Genomic DNA, 24,710 nt, shown 5'->3' on the forward strand with positions numbered 1-24,710 from the left:
CCCAAGGCCAGGCGGCGTGGACCCCAGAGCCCCCCGCGCTTCCTTCCCCGCCCGGCGATGTCCAAGGGCAGGCGGCGTGGGCCCCGCAGGTCCCCGAGGTCCCTCCGCCGCCCGGTGGGCTTCCGGAAGCCGGGCCGTCGCCGTTCTCCGGGGCGGTGGCGCCGGTGGGCGGACCGCAGTGGCCCGCCCTTCCGGCGGCCGGCGGGGCGCAGGCGGCGGACGCGTCGTACCAGCCCTATGAGCCCTGGCGGCTGGATCGTCCGCAGCGTCGGGGCCGGCGGCCGGCGGCGCGGCCGTTGTTGGTCGGTGCGGCGGCGCTGGCGGCGGTCGCCGTCGTCGCGGCGGTGGCGGTGACGGTGCTGCGGGGCGGTGACTCCGCGCCGCAGGCCGCGGCGGACGCGGTGCCGGCCGGTGGTCTGTTCGCCTCGAATCCCCGGGCGTCCTTCGACGGGCGGACGCAGCATCTGACCGACGTCGCGGCCGTCGGATCCACCGTCGTGGCGGTCGGCGACGACGCCGGAGCGGGCGGCTCGCACGGACGGTTCCTGGTGTCGGTCGACTCCGGACGGACGTTCCAGGTCGCGGGCGTACGGCCGCCCGCCGGCCAGGCCAACGCGCCCGGTGACGTTCCCCGGCTGGTCGCCGCCTCCACGTCCGGCTGGGTCGCGTTCGGTCGCCGCCCCGCCGGCGGCATCCTGTGGACGAGCCGCGACGGGCGCTCCTGGGAACGCCTCCCGTACACGGCGGCGTCCGCCTTCCAGCGGCAGGACAGGGTCCAACGGATCCAGGCGGGCGGCCCGGGCTTCATCGCCGTGGGCTCGACGTCCGCCAAGGGCGACTTCACCGACGCCGAGCCCGTGGTGTGGCTCTCCCCGGACGGCCGCGGTTGGGAACGCCTGACCGGCGACTCGCTGGGCATCGACGCCGGCAAGGCCAGCCTGACCCTGATGAACGCGGCGAGCGACGGCCGGACCCTGCTCGTCGAGGGCAAACGCGTCGTGAACGCCGGGCGGAGCGGCGCCAGGAGCAGCGGGGCCGTCTGGAGCTCCGGCGACGGCGGACGCACTTGGAAGATCGCCCGCGTCCCCGCGCCCAAGGGCTCGGTCGGGCTGTCCATCGGCGGCGGCCCCAAGGGGCTGCTGGCCGTGCGCGAGATCCGCGACGGCGACGAACGGCACGCGCAGATCTACTCCTCCGGCGACGGTTCGTCCTGGAGCGAGGCCGGCACCATCGAGACCTCCGGATACCAGCGGACGGCCTGGCTGCTGCCGGCCGCCCAGAGCCATGTCGCGATCGTCCTCGCCGAGGCCAAGGCCGTGCTGCTGACCAGCCCGGACGGCGCCGACTGGCAGGAGACCGGCACGATCTCGCTGACCGCGCGGCAGCAGCCGCTGGGCGCCGCGACGACCGGCGGCGGCACGTTCGTCGTCGGCACCGACCGCACGGGCGACGACTCCGACGCGTTCCTGAGCACCCACGGCGGGGCGGGCGGCGAGAGGCCGATCGACCTGTCCCGGGTCCCCGGCGCGTTCCCGCCCGACCGGTCCGTGTCCACGGTGACCGCCGGGGGCGGCGGCCTCGCCGTGGCCGTGGGCGGCACCGACGGCGACGCCGCCGCCTGGACGTCGATCGACGGCGGCACGTGGCTGCGCGCCGCGCTGCCCACCGACCTGACCTCCCGGGCGCAGGGCCAGCAGTTGACCGCCGTGACGCACGGCGCGCGCGGCTGGCTGGCCGTCGGGATCGGCGGGACCCGGCCCCGGGTGCCCCTGGTCGTCTCCTCGGCCAACGGCACCGTCTGGCAGGAGATCGAGGACGACGCGTTCAAGCCCGACGACGAGTCGTTGACCACCGGCGCCGCGGCGTCGGCCGGCCCCGGCTACGCGATCGTCGGCACGGACGGCGACTCCGCCGCGGTCTGGTTCTCCGCCGACCTGAAGACCTGGGAGCGCGGCCAGGGCGCGGACGACCACGACCTGAAGGCCGACGGCGACGCCGCCCGGTGGATGCGCTCGGTCGTCGGGGGGCCGTTCGGCTTCGCCGCGGGCGGCGGCGTGTTCAAGGGCGAGGAGGGCCGGCTCCGGCGGGCGCCCGCCGCGTGGTCGTCCGCCGACGGCCGCAACTGGGTCCTGCGCGAGCTGCCGTTGCCCCGGGGCTTCGCCGACGGGACGGTCGAACGGGTCGTCGCGGCGGGGCAGCGTCTGGTGGCGGTCGGCGAGGGCTTCGTCCCCGGCAAGGGGGTCGCCCCGCTGGCGTTCGTCTCACCCGACGGCGGACAGACCTGGCGCGCCGTCGCGCCGCCGATCCCGCCCGGCGGCGTCGACGTCCGACCGACGGCCGTGCTGGCCCATGCCCGCGGCTTCCTGGCGACCGGGGTCACCGGGCGACCGGGCGGCACCGACGTCGTGACCTGGACGTCCCCCGACGGGGTGACCTGGACCGCCGCCAGGGTCGGCGGCGTGCTGGCCGGTCCGGGCGACCAGCGGATCGAGGGCCTCACCGTCTTCGGGGGCCGGGTGCTGGGTGTCGGCGGGTTCGTCGGGGATCACGCCGAGCAGCCGGTCCTCTGGCGTCCGCCGCTCCCCTAACGGTCTCCCGGGCGGCGGCGAGGGCCGCGGCCGTTCAACCGACGGGCGGGAGGCCGTCCCTGGTGGCGGCGACGATGCGGCCGCGGGAGCGGTTGCGATTGCGGCGGGCGCCGTACGGCGCGACGATCCAGCGGTAGAACGGCCGGCGGACCGCGGTGGGCACCAGCCGGTAGCCGCCGCGCAGCGCCACGTTCCGCAGGTACTGGGGCCGGGTGATGAAGCCGTACTGGAGCATCTCCCGCTGGAGGCGCAGCTCGGAGTTCAGCAGCGCGCGGCCGCCCCGGCGCTCGTAGGCGCCGTCGCTGACCCGGTAGTAGACCAGCGGCTCGGCCAGGTTGACCACCCGCGCGCCGTTGGCGATCATGCGCACGAACAGCCAGTAGTCCTCCATCAGCGGGAGGTCGCCGTAGCCGCCCGCCGCGACCACCGCGCTGCGCCGGTACACCACCGTGGGGTGATTGAACGGGTCGTGGATGCGCGAATAGCGGGCGATGTCCATCGGGTCGCTGGGCGGAATGCGGCGGCCCACGATGTCGTTCAGGTCCGCGCCGAACTCCAGCAGCCCGGCCCCGACCAGGTCGGCGCCGGCGCGCACCAGCGGCACCTGGAGCTTGAAACGGTGCGGCATGGCCACGTCGTCGGCGTCCATCCGGGCCACGATGTCGTGGCGGCCGGCGGCCAGCCCCGCGTCCAGCGCCGGGCCGAGGCCGCGGTTGCGCTCGAGTCGGAGGAAGTTGACCTCGACGGGGCTGCCGGACACCAGCTCCTTCAGACAGACCGCGAGCTCCGGCGACACCGGCCCGTCCTGCACCAGCACCACCTCGTCGGGCCGCAGGACCTGGTCGTGCACGGCGCTGTGAAATGCCGCCCGGACATACTCCTTACGATCACCGCCATAGACGGTCATTAGCAGGGAGAACGGTTCGGGGGCCATGACTGCCATCTCTGTGACGGGAGCGAGCCGACGCCCTATCGGCTCGATCGAGGGGGGTTTAGGGGGTTTGCGGTCACTGCGCGGCTAAGATACCTGCCCGACCCGAAGGTCAGGACCCTTATGGTCGATCTCGGTATTTGTTTGCCTTTTCGTAACGTGCGCATCGGAGTGCCGCATTCGGGTCATGCCTGTGCGCACACGTCCTGGTCGGCGCGGATCTCTCCGTCGATCTTGGGCAGCGGGGTGCCGGTGCCCTGGAGCCTGGCGCCGTCCTTGCCGATGATCAGATAGACGAGCCCGGCCTTCACCGACGGGTGGGCCTGGGGCGGGTGGCCGGGCACCGCCTTGGCCAGCGCGGCGGCCTGCCGCTCGGCGCCCGCGCCGTACAGGATCCGGGTGGGGGTGGAGGCGGACTGCTGCTTGGTGCCGACCTTGGTGATCTGGAAGCCCTTGTCCTCCAGCCCGTCGGCGGTGCGCTGGCCCAGCCCGTCGGTGCCGGTGCCGTTGTAGACGGCGACCTTGGTCTCGCTCGGCTTCGCCGGCGGCTGTCGCACGGCCTGGTCGGCCGGCGGCTTCTCGGGCGCCGGCGGCGGGGGCAGTTCGTTGTCCTCCCTGATCGCGTCGAACAGCGGCTTGGCCAGCGTGGGGTTGATCTGGACCCGGGCCTTGTCGGCGGGGTACCCCATCACCGGGACCGTGACGAAGGTGACCTTGCCGGCGCTCATCCCGCGCAGGCTGGCGGCCAGCTTCTGCATGCCGCTCAAGGTGAGGCGGTCGTCCACCTTCACCGCGCCGGCGACCGCCTTGAGGAACGCGTAGCTCTTGCCGGGGTCCTTGAGCAGCCCGCCGCTGGTGGCCTTGTTGACCACCGAGCCCATGAACGCCTGCTGGCGCTTGATGCGCGACAGGTCGGAGCCGTCGCCGAGCCCGCCGGTGCGCGTGCGCACGTAGCCGACGGCGGTACGGCCGCTGACGGTCTGCCTGCCCTTCTTGAGCACCAGGTCGGCCTTCGGGTCGCGGATCGCCTTGGGGGAGCAGATCTCCACCCCGCCGAGCGCGTCCACCACCTTGATGAAGCCGGACATGTCGATCTCGGCGTAGTGGTCGATGCGGATGTCGGTCAGCGACTCGATCAGGTTCCACGTGCAGGAGGGGCCGGCGAACGCGTACGCCGAGTTGAGCATGCCGAAGGACGGCGACACCCGGGTGCCGTCGTCCTTCTTGCACTGCGGGATCTGGACCATCGAGTCGCGCGGGAAGCTGAGGCCGATGGCCCGGTCGCCGCCCGGGGAGATGTGCATCAGGATCGTGGTGTCCGACCCGCCGCCGGCCTGGTCGCCGAACTGCTTGTTCTCGCCCTCCCGGCTGTCGGAGCCGAGCAGCAGGATGTTGAGGGAGCTGTTGAGCTTCTCGGGACGGTCGGCGTTGAGCTGGTCGTCGACGTTGTCCCGCTCGATGCTGCCGTTGATGCTGCGATAGAACCCGTACGCGGTGAGGCTGCCGAGCACCATCACCACGGACATCGCGATGGAGGCCCACCCGAGCAGGCGCCACCGCCGTCCGTCGCCTGGCGGCGGCCGGTCCGGGGGGGCGATACGCTCCGAAGTGGCCAAACGTTCCATCCGTAATATTCCATCACAGGTAGGACACTGGTCACTGCTGTCGCAGCAGGTGGGCATGACGATCCCTGCTCGCGCACCAGGACGTCAAGTTCGCACCTTATGTCCTTCATGGAGAAGACGTCCCGGTCCTGGGCGCGGATGACACGATCCCGGAATTTCCGGCAGGCCCCGTCCTCCCGGCTCCGGTGGGGACCACCGAGTCGTCCCGACGCGACTAGACTCGGGCCGCATCCAGGGTGTTCGTCCGATCAGTCGCGACGCTGAGAGGAGACCGGTGTCCGATCGGGAGTGGCAGCATGCGGTACTGCGCGATCTCGGCGCAGCCGGGGCCGGACTCGCCGATCCCCGGCCTCCGGGTTCCGTTCCCCTGCCCGCGCCGGTCGGGGCCCCGGCCCCCACGCCGCCGTCCGAGCCGCGCCCCGGCAGACCGACCGGAACGGGCCCGTCCGTCTGGTACCCCGAGGGATCCGTCACCGGCGAGGGCTCCCTCCAAGAGGTGACACCCCCGGTGCTGGGCGCACCACCCCCGCCGGGCCGCGAGACGACGGCGGTCTTCGGGCTCCCCCCGAAGGACTCCCTCCGCTCCGAGCCCGCCACCCCCACACCCCTCCCCGCCCCCCCGAACCCCTCCGAACGCCCAGCCACACCACCCGCCCTCGACCCGACACACACCCCGGACCCGTCGCACGCACCCGACCCGACGCCCACAGCGACGCCGACGCCCGGGTTCGGCCCGACACCCACAGCAGGCACGACGCCCGGGCACGGCACGACGCACACGCCTCCCGCGACGCCCGGCCCTGGCCCAGCCCACACCGCTGCGACGCCCGGACCGGACTCGACGCCTCGGCCGAACCCGATGACCGGGCCCGGCGCAACGCCCGTACCGGGTTCGACGTCCGGGCCCGGACCAACGCACGCACCCGACCCGACGCCCGCGCTCGGCCCGTCGCCCGTGCCCGACCCGGTGTCCACGCCGGGCTCGGCGCCGGGGCCGGCGCCCGCGTCGGCGCCTGTGGCGTCGACGTCGGAACGGGGCCTGGAGCAGCGTTCGCTGCCCGCGCCCATGCATCCGGTGCCTCCGCCCAAGCACCCGGTGCCCATGCCGTCGGTGCCGGCCGTGCGCGATCACGTGCGTCCGTCGGAGGCCGCGCCGTCGGGGCCGGGGTCCTTGGCGCGGCCGCCGGGGCGGCCCGACCTCGACGCGACCACGACGGATCCGCCGCCGTTCGTCGGGCAGCCGGGCCGGACGCACGACGTGTCGGCCGCCGTGTCGCCCTGGGCGCCGGCCGCCGCATCGGACCAGGGTCCGGGCACGCCCGTCATCGGCGGCTCCCCCGAGTCGTCCGAGTCCGGGCCGCCCGTTCCCTCCGTCTCGGCGGGTGACGCCGCGGGGGCGCGCTTCGTGGACGGCGCCCGGCAGCAGACCTACGACCAGGTCGACCACCAGGCGGGGCAGATGTCGGCCGACGCGCTCGTAAGACGTCGGGCGCACGGCGACTCCGCGCTGCGCCGGGTCGGGCGCGGGGTGCGCAAGGCGGTCGGCGCCTCGGCGGCCGGGGATCTCCGTGAGACCACCGGGGTGGCGCAGCGGATCCAGTCCCCCGTGCCGTCCTGCCGCCGCATCGCGGTGACCTCGATCCGCGGCGGCGCGGGCAAGACCACGGTGGCGGCGCTGCTCGCCGCCGTGATCGCCGAGCACCGGGACGACCGGGTGCTGGCCATGGACGCCGACTCCGGGCTCGGCTCGCTGCCGCTGCGGCTGGGCGCGCAGCCCGAACGCTCCATGCACGACCTGGCCGCTGCGCAGCCCCGGTCGTGGGAGGAGACGGCGCAGTTCCTGGCGACCACCGAGCAGGGCCTGTGGCTGCTGTCGGCGACGGCGCGCGGCCGGGTGTCCGAACTGGAGCTGGAAACGTTCCAGACCGCCGCCGCCGGCGTGGGGCGGTACTTCTCGGCCGCCGTCATCGACTGCGGGGCCGGTATCGTGGCCCGGCTCCAGCGCGGCGTGCTCGCGTCCGCGCACGCCCAGGTGTTCGTCACCCCCGGCACGGTGGACGGCGCGTTGAGCGCCCGGCAGACGCTGAGCTGGTTCGTCGGCAGCGGCTACGAGGAGCTGTTGTCGCGCACGGTGGTGGCGCTGGTCACGCACTCCCCGCACGCCGACGGCGACGCCGACCTGGAACGCGCCCGTCAGGTCCTCAGCGACGGCGGCCTGCCGGTCGTGGTGGTGCCCTACGATCGGCACCTGGCCACCGGTACGGCGATCTCCCCCGCCAGGGTGAGCGGCACCGTCCGCGCCGCGGCCTCCTGGATCGCGGCCGAGGTCTTCGCCCGGTCCCTCACCGGAGGAGCGGTGTGAGCACGGACGTCATTGCGCTCACCAACGACAGACCCGACGTCGGCGCGGTCCTCGAGGGGCTGGGGCCCCGGCTGAGGCTGCCGCTGGCGGTGACCGCCGCGGGCGGCGCGTGCCGCGTGTACGACGACTCCGGCCGCCTCGTGGTGTTCGTCACGGACCCGACGCTGGTCACGGTGCCCGGCGAGGTCGAACGACTGCTCTGCGACGGGGTGCGGGCGCCCGCCCCGGTCTGGTGGGTGGACATCCGCGCCGCCGCCGATCTGGCGAACGCCGCCCACGTGGCCCGATCCTGCGCCGACGAGCTGGTGGCCAGGCACGGCGGCACCGTGTGGAGCGGGGCGGCTCGGTGAGCCCCGTGCTCGACGTGGTCACCCCCAGGGCCATGGTGGTGCTCCAGGACCGTCCGCTGGTGGCGCTGTCCCCGTGGCTGGTCGAGGCGATGGCCGAGGCGTCGGGCTCCGGGCGGACCCTGCAGATCGTCACGCCCCCGTCCACCCGGCTGTCGATGCCGCTGCGGGTGTCGGGCCCGGCGATGCAGTGGGTCGTCCGCGACGGCGAGGCGTACTACGAGGGGCTCACGGGCCGGCCGCTGCGCTGGGACGGCACGGGCTTCGCCCCGGTGCCGGACGCCCGCGACTACGCGCCCGGCTTCGTGACCCGTCCGAGCGGGCCGATCGGCGCCCAGCTCACCCTGACCTACCGTGCCCGGCACACCCGCCACAGCGTGCTCGGCGGCCAGGTCGAACGACTGATCGCCCTGCTCACCGGCCGTCCGCCGGCGGGCTGGGGCGACGCCGAGCCGGTCGCGCACACCTGGCGACGCCCGGAGTTGACCTCGTACGTGCGCGAGGCGGGAGACGCCCCGGTCCGGCTCATCGTGGTGGGGGCGGGCGGCGGTCGTACCGCGATCGCCACGGTGGAGTTCTCCCAGGGCGGCACCGCCGAGGTCACCACGCTCACCGTCGGGCACCCGCCCGCCGACCCGCCCGCGTCGGCGCACCTGCCCGCGCTGGTCGAGGCGCTGGTCGGCGAGCACCCGGTGGCCTCGCTGCTGGCCCAGCTCAGCCCGGGGCGACCCGACGTCACCTACGAGCCCCGCTGGATGGGCACACCCGCGCCGGTCGGCATGGCGGTGGCCGGGGAGCGCACCGGCCCCGCGGGCGTCCCGGCCCGTCCGGCGGGCCCGCCGCAGGCGCCGATGACCTGGTTCGAGTTGGGCGACGGGCGTTCGGCGGAGGGCTGGCAGCGGCATCGGGAGCTGCTGAGCCACCTGACGACGTCGTGACCCGCCGTGTCCGACGGGGCAACGTGATCGTTCTGTGACGTTTGCCGTGGCCGTCAGGATGGAAGTGTCGGTAGTTTTTGGGAAATGCGCTTGGGACGTGTGCGGCACTGGGTCACCGTCGGATCGGTCTGCGGCGTGGCTGCGGCCACCTTCGGGGTGGCGGTCCTCACCGAGGAGGACCCGCCCGTCGTCCGGATTCAGCAGACGGCCGTCAGCAACGCGGTGAGCGCCGTCGCCGCCCGCGACGTGGAGTCGTACTGGACGCCGGAGCGGATGGCCAAGGCGGCCCCGGTGACCGGGCGCGACTCCACGTCCGGCAGGACCGGCGTGGCCGGGGCGGCGCGGACCGCGACGACGTACGACGGCGTCCGCACGGTCGGGGCCCTCTTCTTCAACAACGGCGCGGGTGACCGCTACTGCACGGGTGTGGTCGTCGCCAGCCGGTCGAAGATGCTCATCCTCACGGCGGCGCACTGCATCCACGGCGGCCGGGGCAAGGGTTACGCCCGCAAGGTCGCCTTCGTGCCCCAGTACGACCGGGGTCGGCGTCCCTTCGGCACCTGGCCGGCCCGCAGGCTGTTCGTCCACAGGCTGTGGGCGACCCAGAGCGACCCCGACGTGGACTACGGGGTGGTCTCCCTGCACCCGCGCCCGAGCGACAAACGCAGGATCCAGCAGGTGGTGGGCTCCAACCGCATCGCCATCAACCGGGGATACGTCAACACGGTCTACGTGACCGGCTATCCGAGGATCAGGTCCGACCGGCGCGACCGCCCGATCCGGTGCTGGACCAGGACCAGCAGGCACTCGCGGTTCCAGATCCGCATGGAGTGCAACGGCTTCTACGGGGGCACGAGCGGGAGCCCGTGGCTGCTGAACTTCAACAGCAGCACCGGCACCGGCTACATCAACGGCGTCCTGGGCGGCTATCTTGCCGGGGGCGACGTGCACTGGAGGTCGTACGCGGCCTACTTCGACAAGGACATCATGAGCCTCCGGGGCTACGCCGACAATCACGCCTGAGCCCCTCGTGGGGCCCGAACAAGGAGCGAGCCCCTGCCCCCCGGCACCGACGCCCTGCGACCACTGACGTCCGACGACCCCACGGTCGTCGGCAACTACCGGTTGCTCGGACGCCTCGGCCAAGGAGGCATGGGCGCGGTCTACCGCGGGGTCGCCCCCGACGGGCGTCCGGTGGCCGTGAAGGTGATCCGCCGGGAGCTGGCCGCCGACGCGGGCTTCCGGGCCCGTTTCACCGACGAGGTGACCAACGCCCGTCGCGTGGCGTCGTTCTGTACGGCACGGGTGCTCGACCACGGCGAGGCGGACGGCGCCCCGTACCTGGTCACCGAGTACATCGAGGGTCCCTCGCTGAGCGACCACGTGGACGAGCACGGCCCGCTGCCGGCCGAGCCGCTGCGGGCGCTGGCGGTCGGCATCGCGACGGCGCTGGTGGCGATCCACGGTGTGCGGCTGGTGCACCGGGACCTGAAGCCGTCCAACGTGCTGCTGTCGGCCGACGGCCCCCGCGTCATCGACTTCGGCGTCGCGCGGGCCCTGGACTCCTCGGAACGGCACACGCAGACCGGATTCGTCGTCGGCAGCCCCGGCTGGATCGCCCCGGAGCAGCTCTTCGACGGCCGGGTCGACACGGCGGTGGACGTGTTCACCTGGGGCTCGCTCATCGCCTACGCCGCCACCGGACGTCACCCGTACGGCAGCGGGAACATGATGGTGCTGGCGACCAAGGCGTACCAGGGCTCCCATGACCTGACCGGGGTGCCGGACGCGCTCCGGCCGCTCATCACCGCCGCGCTGGATCCGGACCCGTCCCGTCGTCCGTCCGCCGAGAACCTCGTGGTGGCGCTGGTGGGCGACGCCGACGACCCGCAGACGGGGGCGCGGCGGCTGGTCACCCAGGCGTGGACGCCGGCCGCGCTGCCGCCGGCGATGTTCGCCCCGCCGGCCCCGACGCCTCCCTCGTTCCCGACTCCGGCACCCGCGCCGGCCCCGTACATGGCCCCGTACATGGCTCCGCCGCAGATGCCGCAGATGCCGATGGCGGCGCACTCCACCCCGCCGCCCTTCACGCCGCCTCCGATGCCCGCGCGGGGCTCGGCCGGGCCGGCCGTCGCGCTGATCGCGATCGGCCTGCTGGTGGTGCTGGTGGTCGGGGTGGCGGCGTACGTCCTCCAGCAGGGTCCGGACGGGTCCGGGCCCGGCGCGTCCGGCGGCACCACCGGTTCCGGACGCACCGCCGACCCCGGCTCGTCGGGGGGAACGGGGAGAACGGCCGGCGGCAACGAGGTGACCACGCTGCCGGACCTCTGCCGGGCGCTGACCAAGGTGCTCCCCGCCAAGGCCCGGGGCGCGCCCTTCGACCCGGCCAAGAACACCAGCCCCGACCTCCGATTCTGCAACTGGGAGCGGCGGAACAACGTCGGAGCCCTGGACCTGAGCGTCGACGCCCAAATCTTCCAGACCCTCGGTGACAGGACCGGGACCCAGCGGGCCCGCGAGGAGATGGACGGCAACTACGAGAACGTCGGCGACCCCACCTACCATCGCAGCCGCGAACGCCTGTCGGGCCTCGGCGACGAGGCGATCGCCTCCGAGCAGTTCAGCCCCATCACCGCAGGTCCGAGCGAGGACGACCTGCGCAGTTACTGGATGGGCGGCGCCCGCCTGTACGTGCGTCGGGCCAACGTCGTGATCGACGTCAAGTGGACCGCCGCCGACTACCCGCCCTCCGTCCGCGGCGGCCGCACCCTCAAGGGCCGCAACCTCCCGTACGCCCAGGCCAGACGGGAGGCCATCGAGCTCGCCAAGGCCGCCCTCGCCCAGATCGGCTGAGCGCCGCCGCTCACGGTCGCAGCGTCCGGCGCTCCCGTGACCTGCGCGACGGCAGAAGCCGCCGACGTCGTCGTGGAGCCTGGTGCGCGGGCCGGTCGTCCTCGCCGGGGAACGCCACCGGGGGTGGCACCTCGGTCGGATCCTCGTCGCCCAGCAGGATCGCCGTCGGTGTCGGCACGGCCAGCGGCGCCTGCGCGAGCAGGTGCCGACAGCCGAGGACCGAGGCGATCCGGCCGGCGGCCGGGGTGGTCGTCATGAGCCCCCCGGACTCGCACCGGGTGACCAGGTCCTCGGTGGTGTCGGCCGCCGCGGCCAACTCGTCGCGGCGGAGCCGGTGCAGCCGCCGCAGGTGGTACACGTGCTGCCCGAAGGCGTGGGCCACGGACGCCTGCTGGTACATCTCGGCCGCGCCCGGCTCGACGATCCGCCGCTTGACGATCTCGGCCCAGGGCCGGTGGTCGTCGGCCGGGTGCGCCGTGCACTCGCGCAGCGCCGTGCGGGCGCGTTCGCTCTCGTGGGTCTCGGAGATTCGGGTGGTGCGCCACACCGTCAACAGGACGGTCCGGTGTCCGGGCGCGCACCAGTAGACCAGCCCGGCGGGCTCGGTCCTCGGGTACAACCGCATCACCTGCAGGGGGGAGCGCCCGCCGCCGACGCCCTGGACGCGCGGGCCGGCCCGCAGCGCCCCGAGGGCGGCGATCAGGTTGATGGCGAAGGCGGCGATGCCGAACTCCGCCGCGACCAGATGCTCCACCCAGTCGGTGACTTCCAGCTCCAACTCGACGACACGCCGTTTCATGACGGAAACGTATACTTTGCCCACCGGTCCGTCACCAGACCTGAACGGTAGGTCAGCACCACCCCGCCGCCACGCCCCGAACGTCCACCCCGGTACGTCGGCCGGATCCGTCGGCGAGGGCACCGGACGGACGTCGAACCGGTGCGGCGGTCGGGGACCCCGGGCGAGCGCTCGGGCCGGTACGTCGGTCGGGGAGGCCACCGTCGGGAGTGCGACGCCGGCACCGGACGGACGTCCGGAACGGTGCGGCTGTCGAAGAGCCCGTAGGCGGGGCCGTCACACCGGCACCGGGCGAAGCGTTCGGGTCGGCACGTCAGTCGAGGGTGCGACACCGGCGCCGGACGGACGTTCGCAACGGTGCGGCTGACGAGGAGACCGTAGGCAGGGCCGTCACACCGGCACCGGGCGAAGCGTTCAGGTCGGCACGTCAGTCGACGGTGCGACACCGGCGCCGGACGGACGTTCGCAACGGTGCGGCTGACGAGGAGACCGTAGGCGAGGCCGTCACACCGGCACCGGGCGGACGTTCGGGCCGGTGCGTCAGTCGGGGAGCCCCTCGGTGAGGGCACGGAGCGCTTGGGCGCGGGTGTCGTAGTCGGCGCGGGCGGCCTCGATGGCCTCCAGGTTGCGGTCGGCCCATCCGACGAGGGTGGTGACCGTCTCCAGCAGCGTGCGCCCGAGGTCGGTCAGCGTGTAGTCGACGCGCGGCGGCATCACCGGGTAGACGGTGCGGCTGACCAGGCCGTCGCGTTCGAGCGCGCGCAGGGTGACGGTCAGCATCCGCTGGCTGATGCCGTCGATGCCGCGCTTCAGCTCGGTGAAGCGCAGGGTGCGTTCGCCGAGCAGGCTGATCACGTACAACGACCACTTGTCGGCGATGCGGTCGAGGATCTCGCGTGCCCCGCAGCCGGTGGCCAGACGCCCCTCAGGCGGTTGGACCTCCATGGTTACCTCCCGATGACCGAGGCAGGAAAAAGTGCCTTCTTGTGCGGCCGGAACGCCGCCGCGCAGGATGAGAACGGTTCCGTTCAAGAACCTTCCCACGGACAGGAACCTGCTCACCCTTCATGACCAAGGAGACACCATGACCGTCGAGACCGTCCGGATCCCCGGCTACGTCACCGGCGTCTGGGTCATCGACCCGACGCACTCGGAGGTCGGCTTCACCGTCCGGCATCTCATGATCAGCAAGGTCCGCGGCGCGTTCCGCGCGTTCGAGGGTCGGGTCGTCACCGCCGAGGATCCACTGGCGTCCAGCGTGACCGCCTCCATCGACCTGGCCTCGGTCGACACCGGCAACGCCCAGCGCGACGAGCACGTCCGCTCGGCCGACTTCCTGGAGGTGGAGAAGTACCCGTTCATGACGTACCGCTCCACCGGGCTGCGCCCCGACGGCGACGCGTTCGTCCTCGACGGGGAGCTGACGCTCAAGGGCGTGACCCGGCCCGTGCCGCTCGCGCTGGAGCTGAACGGCATCGGTCCCGACGTGTTCCGACCCGACGTGCCCACGGGGGCCCGGGTGGGGTTCACCGCGACCGGCGAGATCGACCGGCGGGACTTCGGGATCAGCTTCAACAGCCCGATCCCCGGGGGCGTGATGCTGAGCGAGCGGATCGAGATCACCCTCGACATCCAGGCCGCCCTCCAGACGGACTGACCGCCCGTCGCACTACGCTCCGGGTGAGCACGCCACCATGAACGGAGCGACGTGATCCACCGCATCGAGGCGCCCGACGCGTTGGCCGACCACCACGCCGACCACAGCGGCGACGAGGGGAAGGCCTGGATCGCCGCCCTCCCCGATCTGGCCGAGTCCTTCCTGGACCGCTGGGACCTGACCCCCGACGGCCCCACCCGGCACGGGTTCGTCGCCCTGGTCGTCCCCGTCCTGCGGGCGGACGGGACCCCGGCGGCGCTCAAGCTCCAGCCCTCCACCGAGGACACGGTCGGCGAACCCGTGGGCCTGCGCACCTGGGACGGCCGGGGCGCCGTGCGGCTGCTCGACCATGACGCCGGCACCGGCACGATGCTGCTGGAACGGCTGGACGGCGACCGTTCGCTCGCCTCGGTGCCCGACGACGCGCAGGCCCTGCGGATCCTCACCGAACTGCTCGCCCGCCTGGTGGCCGTTCCCGCTCCGCCGGGCCTGCGCACGCTGAAGGACATCGCGGAGGCGATGCTCGCGGACGTCCCCGAGGCGGTGACCGCGCTGCCGAGCGAGGACGACCGGCGACTGCTGCGCACCTGCGCGGCGGCCCTCCGGGAGGTGGTCGGGGAGCCCGGCGACCGGCTGCTGCACTGGGACCTGCACTACGAGAACGTGCTCGCGGGCGAACGCGAACCCTGGCTCGCCATCGACCCGCAGCCGCTCGTGGGCGATCCGTGCTTCGAGCTGCTGCCGGCCCTCGACAACCGTTGGGACGAGGTCGTGGCGACCGGCGACGTCCACCGTGCGGTACGTCGCCGGTTCGACCTCATGACCGAGATCCTCGACCTGGATCGGGAACGCGCGGTGGCGTGGACGCTCGGCCGCGTGCTCCAGAACCTCCTGTGGGAGATCGAGGACGAGGAGCCCGAACTCAGCGCCGTCCAGATCGCCGTGGCCGAGGCCCTCTTGCGCCCCCGCGTTCACTTGCCGTAGGGCGCCGGCTGGTTGCGCTTGGGCTCCACGTAGGTCGACGGCGGCGACCAGTTGATCTTGGCGTCGTTGAACTTGATGGCCGCGCCGCCCGTCGGCTTGAGGTTCTCGAGCTGGATCACCCGGCCCCCCACCGTGAGCTGGGAGAAGACATTGGAGGCGGCGCTGATGAAGCTCTGCAGCGCGGCGGTCATGTTGATGATGCAGGCCACCACCATGATCCCGATGGTCGCCGAGATGATCCGCGCGATCACCCCGGCGGGGGTGGGCAGCAGCTTGTAGATCGTCAGCGGGATCAGCAGGGCGAACGCCGAGCCGACCAGGTTGCCGAGCGAGGTCCAGTACTTGGTGTACGAACCCGCGACGCTGTCGACCGCGCCGCCCACCGCCTCCGCGTACTTGCGGCAGGTCTCCAGGTCGGAGATGAACGCGTCGACGGCCGACGCGAACGCCTTCTGGTCGTCGGCGATCCAGTCCTTGGCCGACGCGGTCTTGAGCGCCTGCATCTGCTGGTTGCCGGGCTTGTCCAACTCGCTGGAGATCCGGGAACGCCAGTTCGACGCGGCGGAGTACATGCCGGGGACGTTGGCGACGGCGGTCGCGGCGATCGCTACCCCCGCGATGATCAGGTACTCGAGGCGGCCGACCTTCTTCAGCTTGTTGAGCACGTCGTCGACGAGGTTGGTCGCCTTGGCCGCCGCACCGCCGGCGGGCCCCGCCGGACCCGCCGGCCCTGCCGGACCTGCGGGACCCGCCGGACCGCGCGGCCCCGCCGGTCCCTGTGGGCCGGGCTTGCCGGGCGGTCCCTGGTTGCCGGGGGGGCCTTGATTGCCGGGCGGCCCCTGGTTTCCCGGCGGTCCCTGATTGCCGGGCGGCCCCTGAGGCCCTTGGTTGCCCGGCGGTCCCTGGTTGCCCGGAGGGCCCTGAGGGCCGGCCGGCCCTTGGTTTCCGGGAGGGCCCTGGGGACCCTGCGGTCCCTGGGGGCCGGTCGGGCCGCCGGTGGGACCCGACGGCGGCGAGTTCACCGGCGTGATCGGAGCAGGCGGGCCGTAGGGCCGCTGCGGGCCGCTGGGGGGGTTGGGCGACATGGGCGAGGGGCTCCTGAGGATTCTCCAGAGGGACGCGCGGTCACTGGTACTGCGCGGGCGGCACCGTGATCGTGCCGCCCGGATTCATGGGATCCCCGACCTGCGTGGGGCCGCTGGCGTCCTCGGCGGCGCGCCACACCTGCTTGATGCGCTCCAGCGCGCCGTCCCAGGACGTCAGGACATCGTCCACGTCCTTCATGAATCCGCGCATGTCGTCCTGCGTCTGGGAGTAGGCGCCGGAGAGGAAGACCATTCCGATGAGGCCGAATCCGGGAAAGGAGATATCGGTGTCGTCGACATAGCCCTTCACCTCGGCGAAGAACGGCTTGGTGTCGTTCTTGATCTTGCTCTGGACGCCCGCGATGCCCGCGGAGGTGACGTATTTCTCCTGCTGCGGTGCCATGGCCGAGCCTCTCCGTCCGCCGGTCGAAACAGGTCGACGGCAACATGTACCGGCTTTTTTCCGGCGCGGCAAGCGCATCGGTGGGACCGGTCCAGATTCGTACAGATATCGCTTTTCCGAGGTCTCCCGTTCGCCTGCGGTTCACGCCGTGGAGGCTCGGGATGATCATCCTGGGCGTCCCGCGACCGAAGGGACGACCGTGCTCGACTTCGACCCGAACAACTTTCGGCTGGAGGATCTGGACCGGCTCGGCCGCCAGGCCGACGACGCGATCCGCCGGCTCGCCGAGTCCGCGGACGCGCTCGGCGCGGTGACCGGTGAGGGCGAGGCCGCCGAGGGTCTGGTGCGGGCCACCGTGGACGGCGCGGGCGCCCTCCGGTCGGTCGACCTCAACCCCCGGGTGATGCGGATGGGCAGCGAGGAGCTGGGCCGGGCCATCACCGTCGCGGTGACCGCCGCCCAGGCCGACGCGCAGCGCAAGACCACCGAGCTGCTCACCGCCACCATCGGCGAGCACGAGGTGCCCACCTCGCTGGACGGTGACGCGCTCCGCAAGCAGTTCGGCCAGTTCAGCGACATGTTCTCGCGGAGCCTCGGCGCGGAGTACGACAGCCTGCAGAACATCCGGCGCAACCTGCCCTGACACCGTTCCGGGCCCGTTCACCGGGCACCCCGCCCCAGGAGGATCGGTGACCCAGACCGACGAGCCCGGCGCCGCCGTCGCCGCCGACGTGGAACGGCGCGTGGCCGCGCTCAGACGCCTGAGCGGGCGGCTGACCGCGCTGACCGCCGCGACGGAGAGCCCCGGCGGCACCGTACGGGCGGTCTGCCGCTATGGCCGGGGCGTGTCCGAGCTGGTCATCGCACCCGACGCCGCCGAGGTCGAGGGCGCGCGGCTGCCCATGATCGTCCAGCGCACGATCAACACCGCGACGGACGAGGTCAACCGCCTGGCGATCGGCCTGCTGCGGGAACTGCACAGCGGCACCCGCGAGGTCGCCGACCTCCTGAACGCCGCCGCACCCCCACCCGACCCCGACGCCGCCGCCCAACTGACCGCGCTCAGGGACCTGTGGTCCACCTACCTCGACACGGTCACGACCTCCCTGGAGATCCTCCAGTCCACCACCCTCGAACGCTCCTCCTGACCGCCCCACGCTCCTGGGCCCCGCCCGCCCCATCCCTGCCGACTCCCAGGCCACCACGCCGCAACGCCGTTCCCGACCGCGCCGTACTCCGGGCGACCATGGGCGACTTACCCCAAACGAAACCGCGAGCCTTTACCACCTCGGCAGGCCACCACACCGAAACGCCGTCCCCGACCGCGCCGTACTCCCCGCCACGCAGGCCACCGTGAACGAGGTCGCCGGCGCTGCGGCCTCCGCAGGCCACCACGCTCAATCACCGTTCCCGACCGCGCCGAGTACTCCGGTGGACTAAGCACGGCCCAGCCCAACGAGACCGCCGACCCGAATGCCACCACACCGAAACGCCGTCCCCGACCGCGCCGTACTCCCCGCCACGCAGGCCACCGTGAACGAGGTCGCCGGCGCTGCGGCCTCGGCAGGTCACCAGGTTGGGACGGGCGCTGACCGACGTCCTCAGACCTCGGTGAGGGTCCCGTCGGCGACCAGGGCCGCCATGGAGGCCGGGAGGACGAAGGCGACGCCGCCGCCCGGCTGGTCGAACCACGGGATCGCGATGCCGGTGAGCGCCCGTACCGGACGCTGCACCCGGTAGATCTGCCGGGGCCGTCCGGCCCAGTCCGCCGGGAGCGACCGCCGGCCCCAGTCCGTTCCGAGCGCGTACGCGACGTTGCCCTGGGGGCCGCCGATCCGGTCCAGCTCCGTTCCCGGGGGGAGGGTCGTCTCGCGCAGGTCGCGGTACAGGCTCAGCGGCGGCTCTCCCGCCAGCGGCTGGATCGGGCCGCCCCGGTCGGCCGCCGGACCCGAGGGAACGGGCGAAGTCGCAGGGGCCTCGGCCGCGGGGACGGACGGAGAGGGTGGGGCCCCGGGCGCGAAAACGGCCGGAGTCTGAGGGGCCCCAGGCGGGGGAACGGGCGGAGTCGCAGGGGAGCCATGCGCGGGAGCGGGCGGAGACGGAGGGGCCGAGGATACGGGGACGGCCTGGGCCGGAGGGGCCGAGGGCGCAGGGGCGGACGGGGTCGGAGGGGGCGGGGGCGGGGAGCCGGTGATGGTGGATACGGCGGCGTCCTTGGCCTGCTCGGGCACTTCGGGGACCTGGAAGTGGCGGGAGCGGATGTGCTCGACCAGCTCGGGTTCCGGAGGCACGCCGTGGACGCGCAGGTAATAGGCCACCGCGCCGGGCCAGATCCACGCCCCGTCGGTGTGGAACGTCATCGGCACGTTCGACGGGCCGGCCGGGTCGATCACGTCGCGGTCGAAGCCCCGGGCGGCCAACACGATCGGCGCGCCGTTCAGATAGCCCAGCAGGGGGTCGGTGTCCCCGGCGGGGACCGGCGGGCGACCGTGCGCCCCGGGTTCCGCTCCCTCGAACAGCCGGGCCTGCCTGAACGCCATCGTCGTCTCGCCCTCTCTCACCGATCGTCCGCCGAAGCGGTCACAGCCCCATGCGCCGCTGCATCCGTTCGAGCTGGCCCATCACGTCCGCCATGGTCTTGTCGTAGGACGCCTTGGCCTGCTCGGCCTTGGCCATGGCGGTCTCCGGGTCGGTCATCTGCTGGAGCTCCGCGCCGTACAGCTCCCCCATCAGCTCGTTCTGCTGACGCTGGAGGTCGGCGGACGCCGCGGCGATGACCGCCTTGATCGTCTCGGCCAGCTCGCCGGAGCTGATCCGCATCGCCCGCGGGTCGATCACGAGCTCGCTGAGCCCCGTCCCGTAGGAGACCTCGGCCCTGACCCTGCCCTCGGCCCCCTCGGCGCGCCCCACCAGCTCCTGCAGGCGCTCCTGCATTTCCTGCACCCGGGCGAACCGCTGCTTGGCATCGCCCAGGAAGCCGTCCACGTCGATGTTGCCGAAGTCACCGAATCCCGCGGTCACACGACCCCCATGAACTTCCCCACCGTCTCCGACCTGGATCACGGCTCAGCTTGCCCGGTGTCCTATCTTGTCGCAAAGAATAGGATGGTACGCGAGGGTCGCCGACCGTCGCGTGACGCCGAGACGAACGCCGCGAGGGGGCTGCGTGGGAGACGAGCGGATCGTGAGGGGGCGCCGTGCGGGCTGAGTGGCAGGCGCACATCGACGAGTTGCTCAAGGAGTACCGCGACAAGCGCGCCCAGTTGCGGGAGCTGCAGGAGCGGCTGGCGACCGCCGAGGCGACCGCGACGGCCGCCGACGGCATGGTCACCGTGACCGTCGGGTCACAGGGCCAGATCAAGAACGTCGAGTTCGACCCCCGGGTGTACCGCCGGCTGTCCCCCACGGAGTTGGCCGACGCCGTCATGGAGGCCGCCGAGAACGCCGCGTCCCAGGTCCGCCAAGAGGTCCAGGACGCCGTGAACCCGCTGGCTCCGCCCGACCTCGAGGGGTTCGACCTCGGCAAGATCCTCGGCGCCCCGCCTCGGGACTTCGAGGAGACCCGCGAACGCTACGGATTCCGCCCCCAGGAATGACCGACCGTTCCCCATCCGTCCGCCGGAACATCGCGAGAGGAAGTCGCCATGGGCAACGGCAAGGAGATGCACGTCTACCCGCAGGCCCTGAAGCGCTCCAAGACGGGCTTCGAGGACGGGGCGGCCACCCTCAAGGGCATCTTCGAACGGCTCGGGACCCGGCTGTCGGCCGAGGGCAAATGCTGGGGCCCCGACAAGACCGGCCAGGCGTTCGAGAAGGACTATCTCCCCGCCGCCACCGAGATGCAGAAGGCCGGCCCGAAGGCGTCCGAGGCGGTCGGCGGGGTCGCCAAGGGCATCGACAAGATGGCCAAGAACTACACCACCGCCGAAGACGGCTCGACGATCTGACCGGGGCGCCGACGCATGGCGGTCATCGCGGAGCCGGACCACCTGTGGGACGACATCCAGGTGATCGAGGGCGAACGGGGGAAGTCCGCCCTTGACGCTCCGGCCGTTCACGACATCCTCGGCCGCCGGAGACCCGCCGCCGAGGAGGAGGCCGAAGTGCGCGAGCGCTCGCGTTTCCTCGACCGCGAGTTCCGACGCGCCGTCGCGACCTGCCGGGCCGCCTTCGGGGAGGGGCCCGAACGATGCTGGATCGTCGACGGCACCGGCGCCTCCACGCTCGGCCATCTGGCGGCGATACCGGAGACGGACGCCCGAGAACGCCACGCGTCGTTCCGCTGGGAGTCGGAGCGGGAATGAGTCGCCGGGCGTGACCCTCCACCGGTATCCGGAACTCGACGCGACGTCCATCGCCGACCTGGTGACACGCCGCCAGATCTCGGCGACCGAGATCGTCCGGGCCGCGCTGGCCCGGCGGGACCTCCTGGAGCCGCGCCTGCGGGCGTTCCGTTCCTGTACGAGCGAGCAGGCGCTCGCGGACGCGCAGGCCGTGGACCGGGCGGTGGCGCGCGGCGAACGACTCCGCCTCGCCGGCGTTCCTATCGCCGTCAAGGCATGGGAGCCCCTGACGTCCGACCAGATGCGGCGACTGCGGCGGGAGGGATGTGTCGTCATCGGGCTCACCTCCGTTCCCGGTCCCGGCACCGAATGGCAGACCTGGGGCCGTACCGACGCGGGACCCACCACCAACCCGTGGCGTGCGGACCGTTCACCGGGCGGCAGTTCGGCGGGCTCCGCGGCGGCCGTGGCCGCCGGTGTCGTTCCCCTCGCGACGGCGAGCGACGGCGCCGGCTCCTGCCGCATCCCGGCGGCCTGGTGCGGCGTCCTGGGCCTCAAGGCCGGCCGCGGCCTTCTGCCCTCCCGCGACACCACCGGCCTGGCCGTGACCGGAGCCATCGTGCGTACGGCCAGGGACGCCGCCCTGCACCTGTCCGTGCTGTTGGACCGGCCCGTCCTCCTGGACGCCGGGCACCGCGGCGTTCCGGCCGCGGCGTGGTCGGCCACCCTCGGGTACGCCGACGTCGCGCCCGAGCAGGCCCGCATCGCCCGCGCCGCCGCCGGTCTGCTCGCCGAACACGGCCGCGTCCGCTGGCGACACCGTCCCCTCCGCCTCGCCGACCCCGAACCCGCGTGGCGGGCCCTGCGCGGCATGACCGCCGACCCGACCGCCGCCGAGGCCGTCCGCACGGTCAACGCCGCACGCCTGCACGCCCTCTTCGACGAGGTCGACGTCCTCTTCACCCCCACGACCCCGTTCCCCCCGCACGGCCACGACGGCCCCGGCGACACCATGACGGTCAGCCTGACCTGGGGCTTCAACGTCAGCGGCCACCCGGCCATCAGCATCCCCGCCGGCCTCGCCTCCGACGGCACCCCGGTCGGCCTCCAAGCCGTCACCCGCCCCGGCGAGGAGTCCACCCTCCTCCACCTCGCCACCGCCCTCGAACACCTGCAACCGTGGCCCCCACCTCCCATCCCCGCCTGACGTCGGCCACACGGGTGTCCTCCCACGGGACGCCGTGGCAGCCCGGCGAACGTGGACCGCAGACCTCGTGCCACGGGTCCGGCCGTACCCAACGCCACCGGGCCGGAACGGCCGATCGGTGCCGACATCAACTCACCGATCACCACCGCATCCACCGAACCGGCGGCCGACCGGCCCGAGTTCGCGCTCCAGCTCATCACTGCGGGCCCTACCGGCCAGACGCCGACGGCGCTCCGCGACCAGCCCGTGAGTCCCGCCCACCGCATGACCCAACACACTCTGCGAACGCTCCCGAAGAGGCGCGGACACTTCCGGCGGCACGGGAGCTGCGCGCACTGTCACCTGACCCTGGACACGGCGGTCGCGTTCCGGACTGCCTGCTCTGAGGGACGCCGCCCGTGCGGATCGAAAAGTGCGGGCCGGGACCTGGAGTGATCCGGACGTTCTGGAAACGGTGTGCTCGAGCCGCGCCTGCCCGTTCCCGAACGGTTCGGCGGGAACGGCCGCGTCATGACGCTGCTCGCGCGGATCAAAAGTGCGGGGGCCGGGGACCTGGAATGATCCGGGCGTTCTGCAAACGGTGCGCTCGAGCCGGGCACGCCCGTTCCCGAACGGTTCGGCGGGAACGGCCGCGTCACGGGCCGCTCGCGCGGGTCAGACCGTGAGAGGGCCGGGACCTGGAATGATCCGGGCGTTCTGCAAACGGTGCGCTCGGACCGGGCACGCCCGTTCCCGAACGGTTCGGCGGGAACGGCCGCGTCACGGGCCGCTCGCGCGGGTCAGACCGTGAGAGGGCCGGGGCCCGGGGTGATCTGGGCCTTCTGGAACATGACGGGGCCGGAGCCGTCCGGGTTGGCGGCCTTGCCCGTGGCCTGCTGGTAGATGAACATGCCCGCGCCGACGATGCCCACGATGATCATCATGGCGGCCTTGAGGCTGATGGCGGCGGCGGCCATGATGGCGTCGAAGGCGGCCGCCGTGGCGTTGGCCGCCGCCATGATCGCTGCGGCGCCCACGATGGTCCATGAGGTGGCGGCGATCGCCAGCGCCTGGATCGCCAGGATCTGGGCGAGCGCGAAGGCCAGGACCGCGAAGGCGAAATAGATCTGGGACGCCAGTTTCAGCATGTCGCCGATGTCACCGGTGAACGAATGGACCTTGTTCAGCTCCTGGGAGTACTGCTCCAGCGCCTTGTTGAACGCCTGGCGGTCCTGCGAGGACCACTTCTCCTCCGGAACGTTGTCGGCGAGGGTCTTGAGCTCGGTCTTCATGGCCTCGACCTCTTTGGCCGTGAGCTTCCAGTCCTCCCCCGCCTTTTCCATCGCGCCCGGATCCGAGTACGCCAACCCGATCGTGATCACCAGGGGGATCGCTCCGGGGATCAGGAACGACGCGGCGGTCGCCTCGGCGATCGCCGCCATGCACAGCCACTTTCCGCTGTCCACCAAACCCATCAGCGATCCCCTTTCTCAGAGCGTGTTGGCATCCTCGGCGCCCTTCCAGTTGGCGGCGTTGCCGTGCAGCGTCTGCTTCCAGTTGGTCAGCGTCGAGCGCCCGTCGGCCAGATACTGCGACGCGCTGCCCTTCACCTGCCCGTGCGCCATGTTCAGCGGGAACCCGAGCACCCCGAACGCCGGCCAGGAGACGTCCGTGTTATCCATCCTGCGCTTGGCGGCATCCATTTTGGCGCCGGCCTGAATGTCGATGTTGTCGCCGAGTTGGCGCATGGCGGTGGCGTCGGCGCGGCGTTCGCCCCCACCGGTCCCGGGGGGCGGCGTCCTCGGGGGCGCCGTCGGCATGCCGCCGCCGGGCCCTCCCCCACCGGACGGGCCGCCGCCACCGGAGGGCCCGCCGCCCCCTCCGGGAGGCATTCCACCCCCACCGCCCGGCGGCTTGCCGGCACCCGGAGGCTTGGGCACGTCGGGCTTGTTGGGGTCCTGTCCCGGGGGCTTGGGCTTCACGCCGCCCGGCATCTGATCGTTCGGGTGCTTCGGCGCCTTCTCGACCTTGATCTTGATGGTGCCGTCCGGGTTCTTGTCCAGGTCGATCTTGACGTGCTTGCCCGGCTCGACGTGCACCCGAAGCTCCTCCGGATGCCCCGGCCCCTTCGGAATGATCACATCGATGCTGCCGTCGGGGTTCTTCTGCACCTCGGGCTTGAGCCCGCTCTTGGGATCCACATGGATGTCCGCCGACGCCGCGTTCGGCCCCGTACCGGTCACATGCTGCGGCGGCGGCCCCTGCTGCCCCGGCGCACCCGGCGCTCCCCCACCCGGCTCCCCCGGACCCGACGGATCCCGCGCCGGCAACGGCACTCCGGGATCGGCGCCCCCACCGGGCGCAGGAGCCGGCATCGTCTCCACCGGCCCCGGCCCACCCGGCCCATGAGTGTCCAGCCCACCACCGGGACCACCCCCACCGGGCGCGGGAGCAGGCATCGTCTCCACCGGCCCCGGCCCACCCGGCCCATGACTCTCCAACCCACCACCGGGAACGCCACCAGGCGCGGGAGCGGGCATCGTCTCTACCGGACCGGGTCCACCGGCCCCTTGACTCTCCAGACCACCCGGCGCGCTCGGCCCAACACCGGCCGCACCACCGGGCGCGGGTGCGGGCATAGCCTCCACTGGTCCGGGTCCACCAGACCC

At 72.9% G+C, this 24,710-nt stretch carries 24 protein-coding genes; 14 read left to right on the forward strand and 10 right to left on the reverse strand.

Annotated features, from left to right (window positions below):
• Positions 1-164: 164 nt before the first annotated feature.
• The gene (locus DFJ69_RS09755; RefSeq protein ID WP_116022182.1) at positions 165-2,588 is read left to right on the forward strand and encodes a DUF6242 domain-containing protein; all 2,424 of its coding nucleotides are present in this window, start codon (positions 165-167) and stop codon (positions 2,586-2,588) included.
• Between the two features lie 34 nt (positions 2,589-2,622).
• On the opposite strand, the gene DFJ69_RS09760 is transcribed toward DFJ69_RS09755, so the two are convergent.
• Positions 2,623-3,522 carry a glycosyltransferase gene (locus DFJ69_RS09760; protein ID WP_116022183.1) on the reverse strand — a complete coding sequence of 300 codons (900 nt, stop codon included), beginning with the start codon at positions 3,520-3,522 and terminating at the stop codon, positions 2,623-2,625.
• Between the two features lie 182 nt (positions 3,523-3,704).
• Positions 3,705-5,045, reverse strand: coding sequence for an LCP family protein (locus DFJ69_RS09765; protein ID WP_170177597.1), 1,341 nt, complete (start codon positions 5,043-5,045; stop codon positions 3,705-3,707).
• A gap of 1,114 nt (positions 5,046-6,159) precedes the next feature.
• Here DFJ69_RS09765 and DFJ69_RS09770 point away from each other — a divergent pair.
• The 5 genes from DFJ69_RS09770 to DFJ69_RS09790 all read left to right on the forward strand — a co-directional run bounded on the left by DFJ69_RS09770 (position 6,160) and on the right by DFJ69_RS09790 (position 11,644).
• Positions 6,160-7,506 carry a MinD/ParA family ATP-binding protein gene (locus DFJ69_RS09770; RefSeq protein WP_245974212.1) on the forward strand — a complete coding sequence of 449 codons (1,347 nt, stop codon included), beginning with the start codon at positions 6,160-6,162 and terminating at the stop codon, positions 7,504-7,506.
• Positions 7,503-7,856 carry a hypothetical protein gene (locus DFJ69_RS09775; RefSeq protein WP_116022186.1) on the forward strand — a complete coding sequence of 118 codons (354 nt, stop codon included), beginning with the start codon at positions 7,503-7,505 and terminating at the stop codon, positions 7,854-7,856. The genes DFJ69_RS09770 and DFJ69_RS09775 overlap by 4 nt, the downstream gene beginning before the upstream one ends.
• Positions 7,853-8,791 carry a DUF6177 family protein gene (locus DFJ69_RS09780; protein ID WP_116026524.1) on the forward strand — a complete coding sequence of 313 codons (939 nt, stop codon included), beginning with the start codon at positions 7,853-7,855 and terminating at the stop codon, positions 8,789-8,791. Before DFJ69_RS09775 ends, DFJ69_RS09780 begins: the two co-directional genes overlap by 4 nt.
• 84 nt (positions 8,792-8,875) lie before the next feature.
• On the forward strand, positions 8,876-9,814 hold the full coding sequence (locus DFJ69_RS09785; RefSeq protein ID WP_116022187.1) for a trypsin-like serine peptidase: 939 nt from the start codon (positions 8,876-8,878) through the stop codon (positions 9,812-9,814).
• A gap of 102 nt (positions 9,815-9,916) precedes the next feature.
• Positions 9,917-11,644, forward strand: coding sequence for a serine/threonine-protein kinase (locus tag DFJ69_RS09790; RefSeq protein ID WP_281275828.1), 1,728 nt, complete (start codon positions 9,917-9,919; stop codon positions 11,642-11,644).
• A 10-nt stretch (positions 11,645-11,654) separates the two neighbouring features.
• Here the strand turns inward: DFJ69_RS09790 and DFJ69_RS09795 are convergent, their stop codons facing one another.
• Positions 11,655-12,443 carry a helix-turn-helix domain-containing protein gene (locus DFJ69_RS09795; protein ID WP_116022189.1) on the reverse strand — a complete coding sequence of 263 codons (789 nt, stop codon included), beginning with the start codon at positions 12,441-12,443 and terminating at the stop codon, positions 11,655-11,657.
• Positions 12,444-12,983: 540 nt separating this feature from the next.
• Positions 12,984-13,388 carry a winged helix-turn-helix transcriptional regulator gene (locus tag DFJ69_RS09800; protein WP_116022190.1) on the reverse strand — a complete coding sequence of 135 codons (405 nt, stop codon included), beginning with the start codon at positions 13,386-13,388 and terminating at the stop codon, positions 12,984-12,986.
• Positions 13,389-13,527: 139 nt separating this feature from the next.
• On the opposite strand from DFJ69_RS09800, the gene DFJ69_RS09805 reads away from it, so the two are divergent.
• Both DFJ69_RS09805 and DFJ69_RS09810 read left to right on the forward strand, forming a co-directional pair.
• Positions 13,528-14,100: a YceI family protein gene (locus DFJ69_RS09805; RefSeq protein ID WP_116022191.1), complete on the forward strand. Its 573-nt coding sequence runs from the start codon at positions 13,528-13,530 to the stop codon at positions 14,098-14,100.
• Positions 14,101-14,151: 51 nt separating this feature from the next.
• Positions 14,152-15,084, forward strand: coding sequence for an aminoglycoside phosphotransferase family protein (locus DFJ69_RS09810; protein ID WP_116022192.1), 933 nt, complete (start codon positions 14,152-14,154; stop codon positions 15,082-15,084).
• Here DFJ69_RS09810 and DFJ69_RS35435 read toward each other — a convergent pair.
• On the reverse strand, positions 15,072-15,749 hold the full coding sequence (locus DFJ69_RS35435) for a hypothetical protein (RefSeq protein WP_116022193.1): 678 nt from the start codon (positions 15,747-15,749) through the stop codon (positions 15,072-15,074). The two genes, DFJ69_RS09810 and DFJ69_RS35435, sit on opposite strands and share 13 nt — an antisense overlap.
• Before the next feature lie 460 nt (positions 15,750-16,209).
• Entirely contained in the window at positions 16,210-16,572 is a 363-nt protein-coding gene (locus tag DFJ69_RS09825) for a hypothetical protein (RefSeq protein WP_147312260.1), read from the reverse strand.
• A 199-nt stretch (positions 16,573-16,771) separates the two neighbouring features.
• Here DFJ69_RS09825 and DFJ69_RS34210 point away from each other — a divergent pair, with 199 nt between their 5' ends.
• Both DFJ69_RS34210 and DFJ69_RS09835 read left to right on the forward strand, forming a co-directional pair.
• The gene (locus DFJ69_RS34210; RefSeq protein ID WP_170177598.1) at positions 16,772-17,215 is read left to right on the forward strand and encodes a YbaB/EbfC family nucleoid-associated protein; all 444 of its coding nucleotides are present in this window, start codon (positions 16,772-16,774) and stop codon (positions 17,213-17,215) included.
• Positions 17,216-17,261: 46 nt separating this feature from the next.
• Complete coding sequence (locus tag DFJ69_RS09835; RefSeq protein ID WP_116022196.1) at positions 17,262-17,720, forward strand: hypothetical protein; 459 nt, start codon at positions 17,262-17,264, stop codon at positions 17,718-17,720.
• 453 nt (positions 17,721-18,173) lie between these two features.
• Here DFJ69_RS09835 and DFJ69_RS35445 read toward each other — a convergent pair whose 3' ends face one another.
• Together DFJ69_RS35445 and DFJ69_RS09850 are read right to left on the reverse strand one after the other, a co-directional pair.
• Positions 18,174-19,112: a TNT domain-containing protein gene (locus DFJ69_RS35445; protein ID WP_245974214.1), complete on the reverse strand. Its 939-nt coding sequence runs from the start codon at positions 19,110-19,112 to the stop codon at positions 18,174-18,176.
• Positions 19,113-19,152: 40 nt separating this feature from the next.
• Positions 19,153-19,593 (reverse strand): YbaB/EbfC family nucleoid-associated protein, encoded by a 441-nt coding sequence (locus tag DFJ69_RS09850; RefSeq protein WP_116022197.1) that lies wholly within the window; start codon positions 19,591-19,593, stop codon positions 19,153-19,155.
• Between the two features lie 176 nt (positions 19,594-19,769).
• Between DFJ69_RS09850 and DFJ69_RS09855 the strand changes: the two genes are divergently transcribed.
• Genes DFJ69_RS09855 through DFJ69_RS09870 form a run of 4 tightly spaced genes read left to right on the forward strand, consistent with a single transcriptional unit; the run spans position 19,770 to position 22,062 of the window.
• On the forward strand, positions 19,770-20,168 hold the full coding sequence (locus DFJ69_RS09855) for a YbaB/EbfC family nucleoid-associated protein (protein ID WP_116022198.1): 399 nt from the start codon (positions 19,770-19,772) through the stop codon (positions 20,166-20,168).
• 48 nt (positions 20,169-20,216) lie between these two features.
• Positions 20,217-20,519 (forward strand): hypothetical protein, encoded by a 303-nt coding sequence (locus DFJ69_RS09860; protein WP_116022199.1) that lies wholly within the window; start codon positions 20,217-20,219, stop codon positions 20,517-20,519.
• A 15-nt stretch (positions 20,520-20,534) separates the two neighbouring features.
• A complete protein-coding gene (locus DFJ69_RS09865) occupies positions 20,535-20,876 on the forward strand; it encodes a hypothetical protein (protein WP_116022200.1) in 342 nt (113 codons plus the stop codon).
• Positions 20,877-20,886: 10 nt separating this feature from the next.
• The gene (locus tag DFJ69_RS09870; RefSeq protein ID WP_211328569.1) at positions 20,887-22,062 is read left to right on the forward strand and encodes an amidase; all 1,176 of its coding nucleotides are present in this window, start codon (positions 20,887-20,889) and stop codon (positions 22,060-22,062) included.
• A gap of 779 nt (positions 22,063-22,841) precedes the next feature.
• On the opposite strand, the gene DFJ69_RS09875 is transcribed toward DFJ69_RS09870, so the two are convergent.
• Together DFJ69_RS09875 and DFJ69_RS34855 are read right to left on the reverse strand one after the other, a co-directional pair.
• A complete protein-coding gene (locus DFJ69_RS09875; protein ID WP_116022201.1) occupies positions 22,842-23,516 on the reverse strand; it encodes a WXG100 family type VII secretion target in 675 nt (224 codons plus the stop codon).
• 15 nt (positions 23,517-23,531) lie between these two features.
• Positions 23,532-24,242: a hypothetical protein gene (locus tag DFJ69_RS34855; RefSeq protein WP_211328570.1), complete on the reverse strand. Its 711-nt coding sequence runs from the start codon at positions 24,240-24,242 to the stop codon at positions 23,532-23,534.
• Positions 24,243-24,710 lie beyond the last annotated feature (468 nt).

This window comes from Thermomonospora umbrina (genome assembly GCF_003386555.1).
GTDB lineage: Bacteria > Actinomycetota > Actinomycetes > Streptosporangiales > Streptosporangiaceae > Thermomonospora > Thermomonospora umbrina.

Bases quoted from the DNA above. Each gene is read 5' to 3' on its own strand.
- DFJ69_RS09760 (WP_116022183.1), bottom strand. From the start codon at position 3,522: ATGGCCCCCGAACCGTTCTCCCTGCTAATGACCGTCTATGGCGGTGAT.
- DFJ69_RS09765 (WP_170177597.1), bottom strand. From the start codon at position 5,045: ATGTCCGTGGTGATGGTGCTCGGCAGCCTCACCGCGTACGGGTTCTAT.
- DFJ69_RS09785 (WP_116022187.1), top strand. From the start codon at position 8,876: ATGCGCTTGGGACGTGTGCGGCACTGGGTCACCGTCGGATCGGTCTGC.
- DFJ69_RS09795 (WP_116022189.1), bottom strand. From the start codon at position 12,443: ATGAAACGGCGTGTCGTCGAGTTGGAGCTGGAAGTCACCGACTGGGTG.
- DFJ69_RS09800 (WP_116022190.1), bottom strand. From the start codon at position 13,388: ATGGAGGTCCAACCGCCTGAGGGGCGTCTGGCCACCGGCTGCGGGGCA.
- DFJ69_RS09805 (WP_116022191.1), top strand. From the start codon at position 13,528: ATGACCGTCGAGACCGTCCGGATCCCCGGCTACGTCACCGGCGTCTGG.
- DFJ69_RS09825 (WP_147312260.1), bottom strand. From the start codon at position 16,572: ATGGCACCGCAGCAGGAGAAATACGTCACCTCCGCGGGCATCGCGGGC.
- DFJ69_RS35445 (WP_245974214.1), bottom strand. From the start codon at position 19,112: ATGGCGTTCAGGCAGGCCCGGCTGTTCGAGGGAGCGGAACCCGGGGCG.
- DFJ69_RS09860 (WP_116022199.1), top strand. From the start codon at position 20,217: ATGGGCAACGGCAAGGAGATGCACGTCTACCCGCAGGCCCTGAAGCGC.
- DFJ69_RS09865 (WP_116022200.1), top strand. From the start codon at position 20,535: ATGGCGGTCATCGCGGAGCCGGACCACCTGTGGGACGACATCCAGGTG.
- DFJ69_RS09875 (WP_116022201.1), bottom strand. From the start codon at position 23,516: ATGGGTTTGGTGGACAGCGGAAAGTGGCTGTGCATGGCGGCGATCGCC.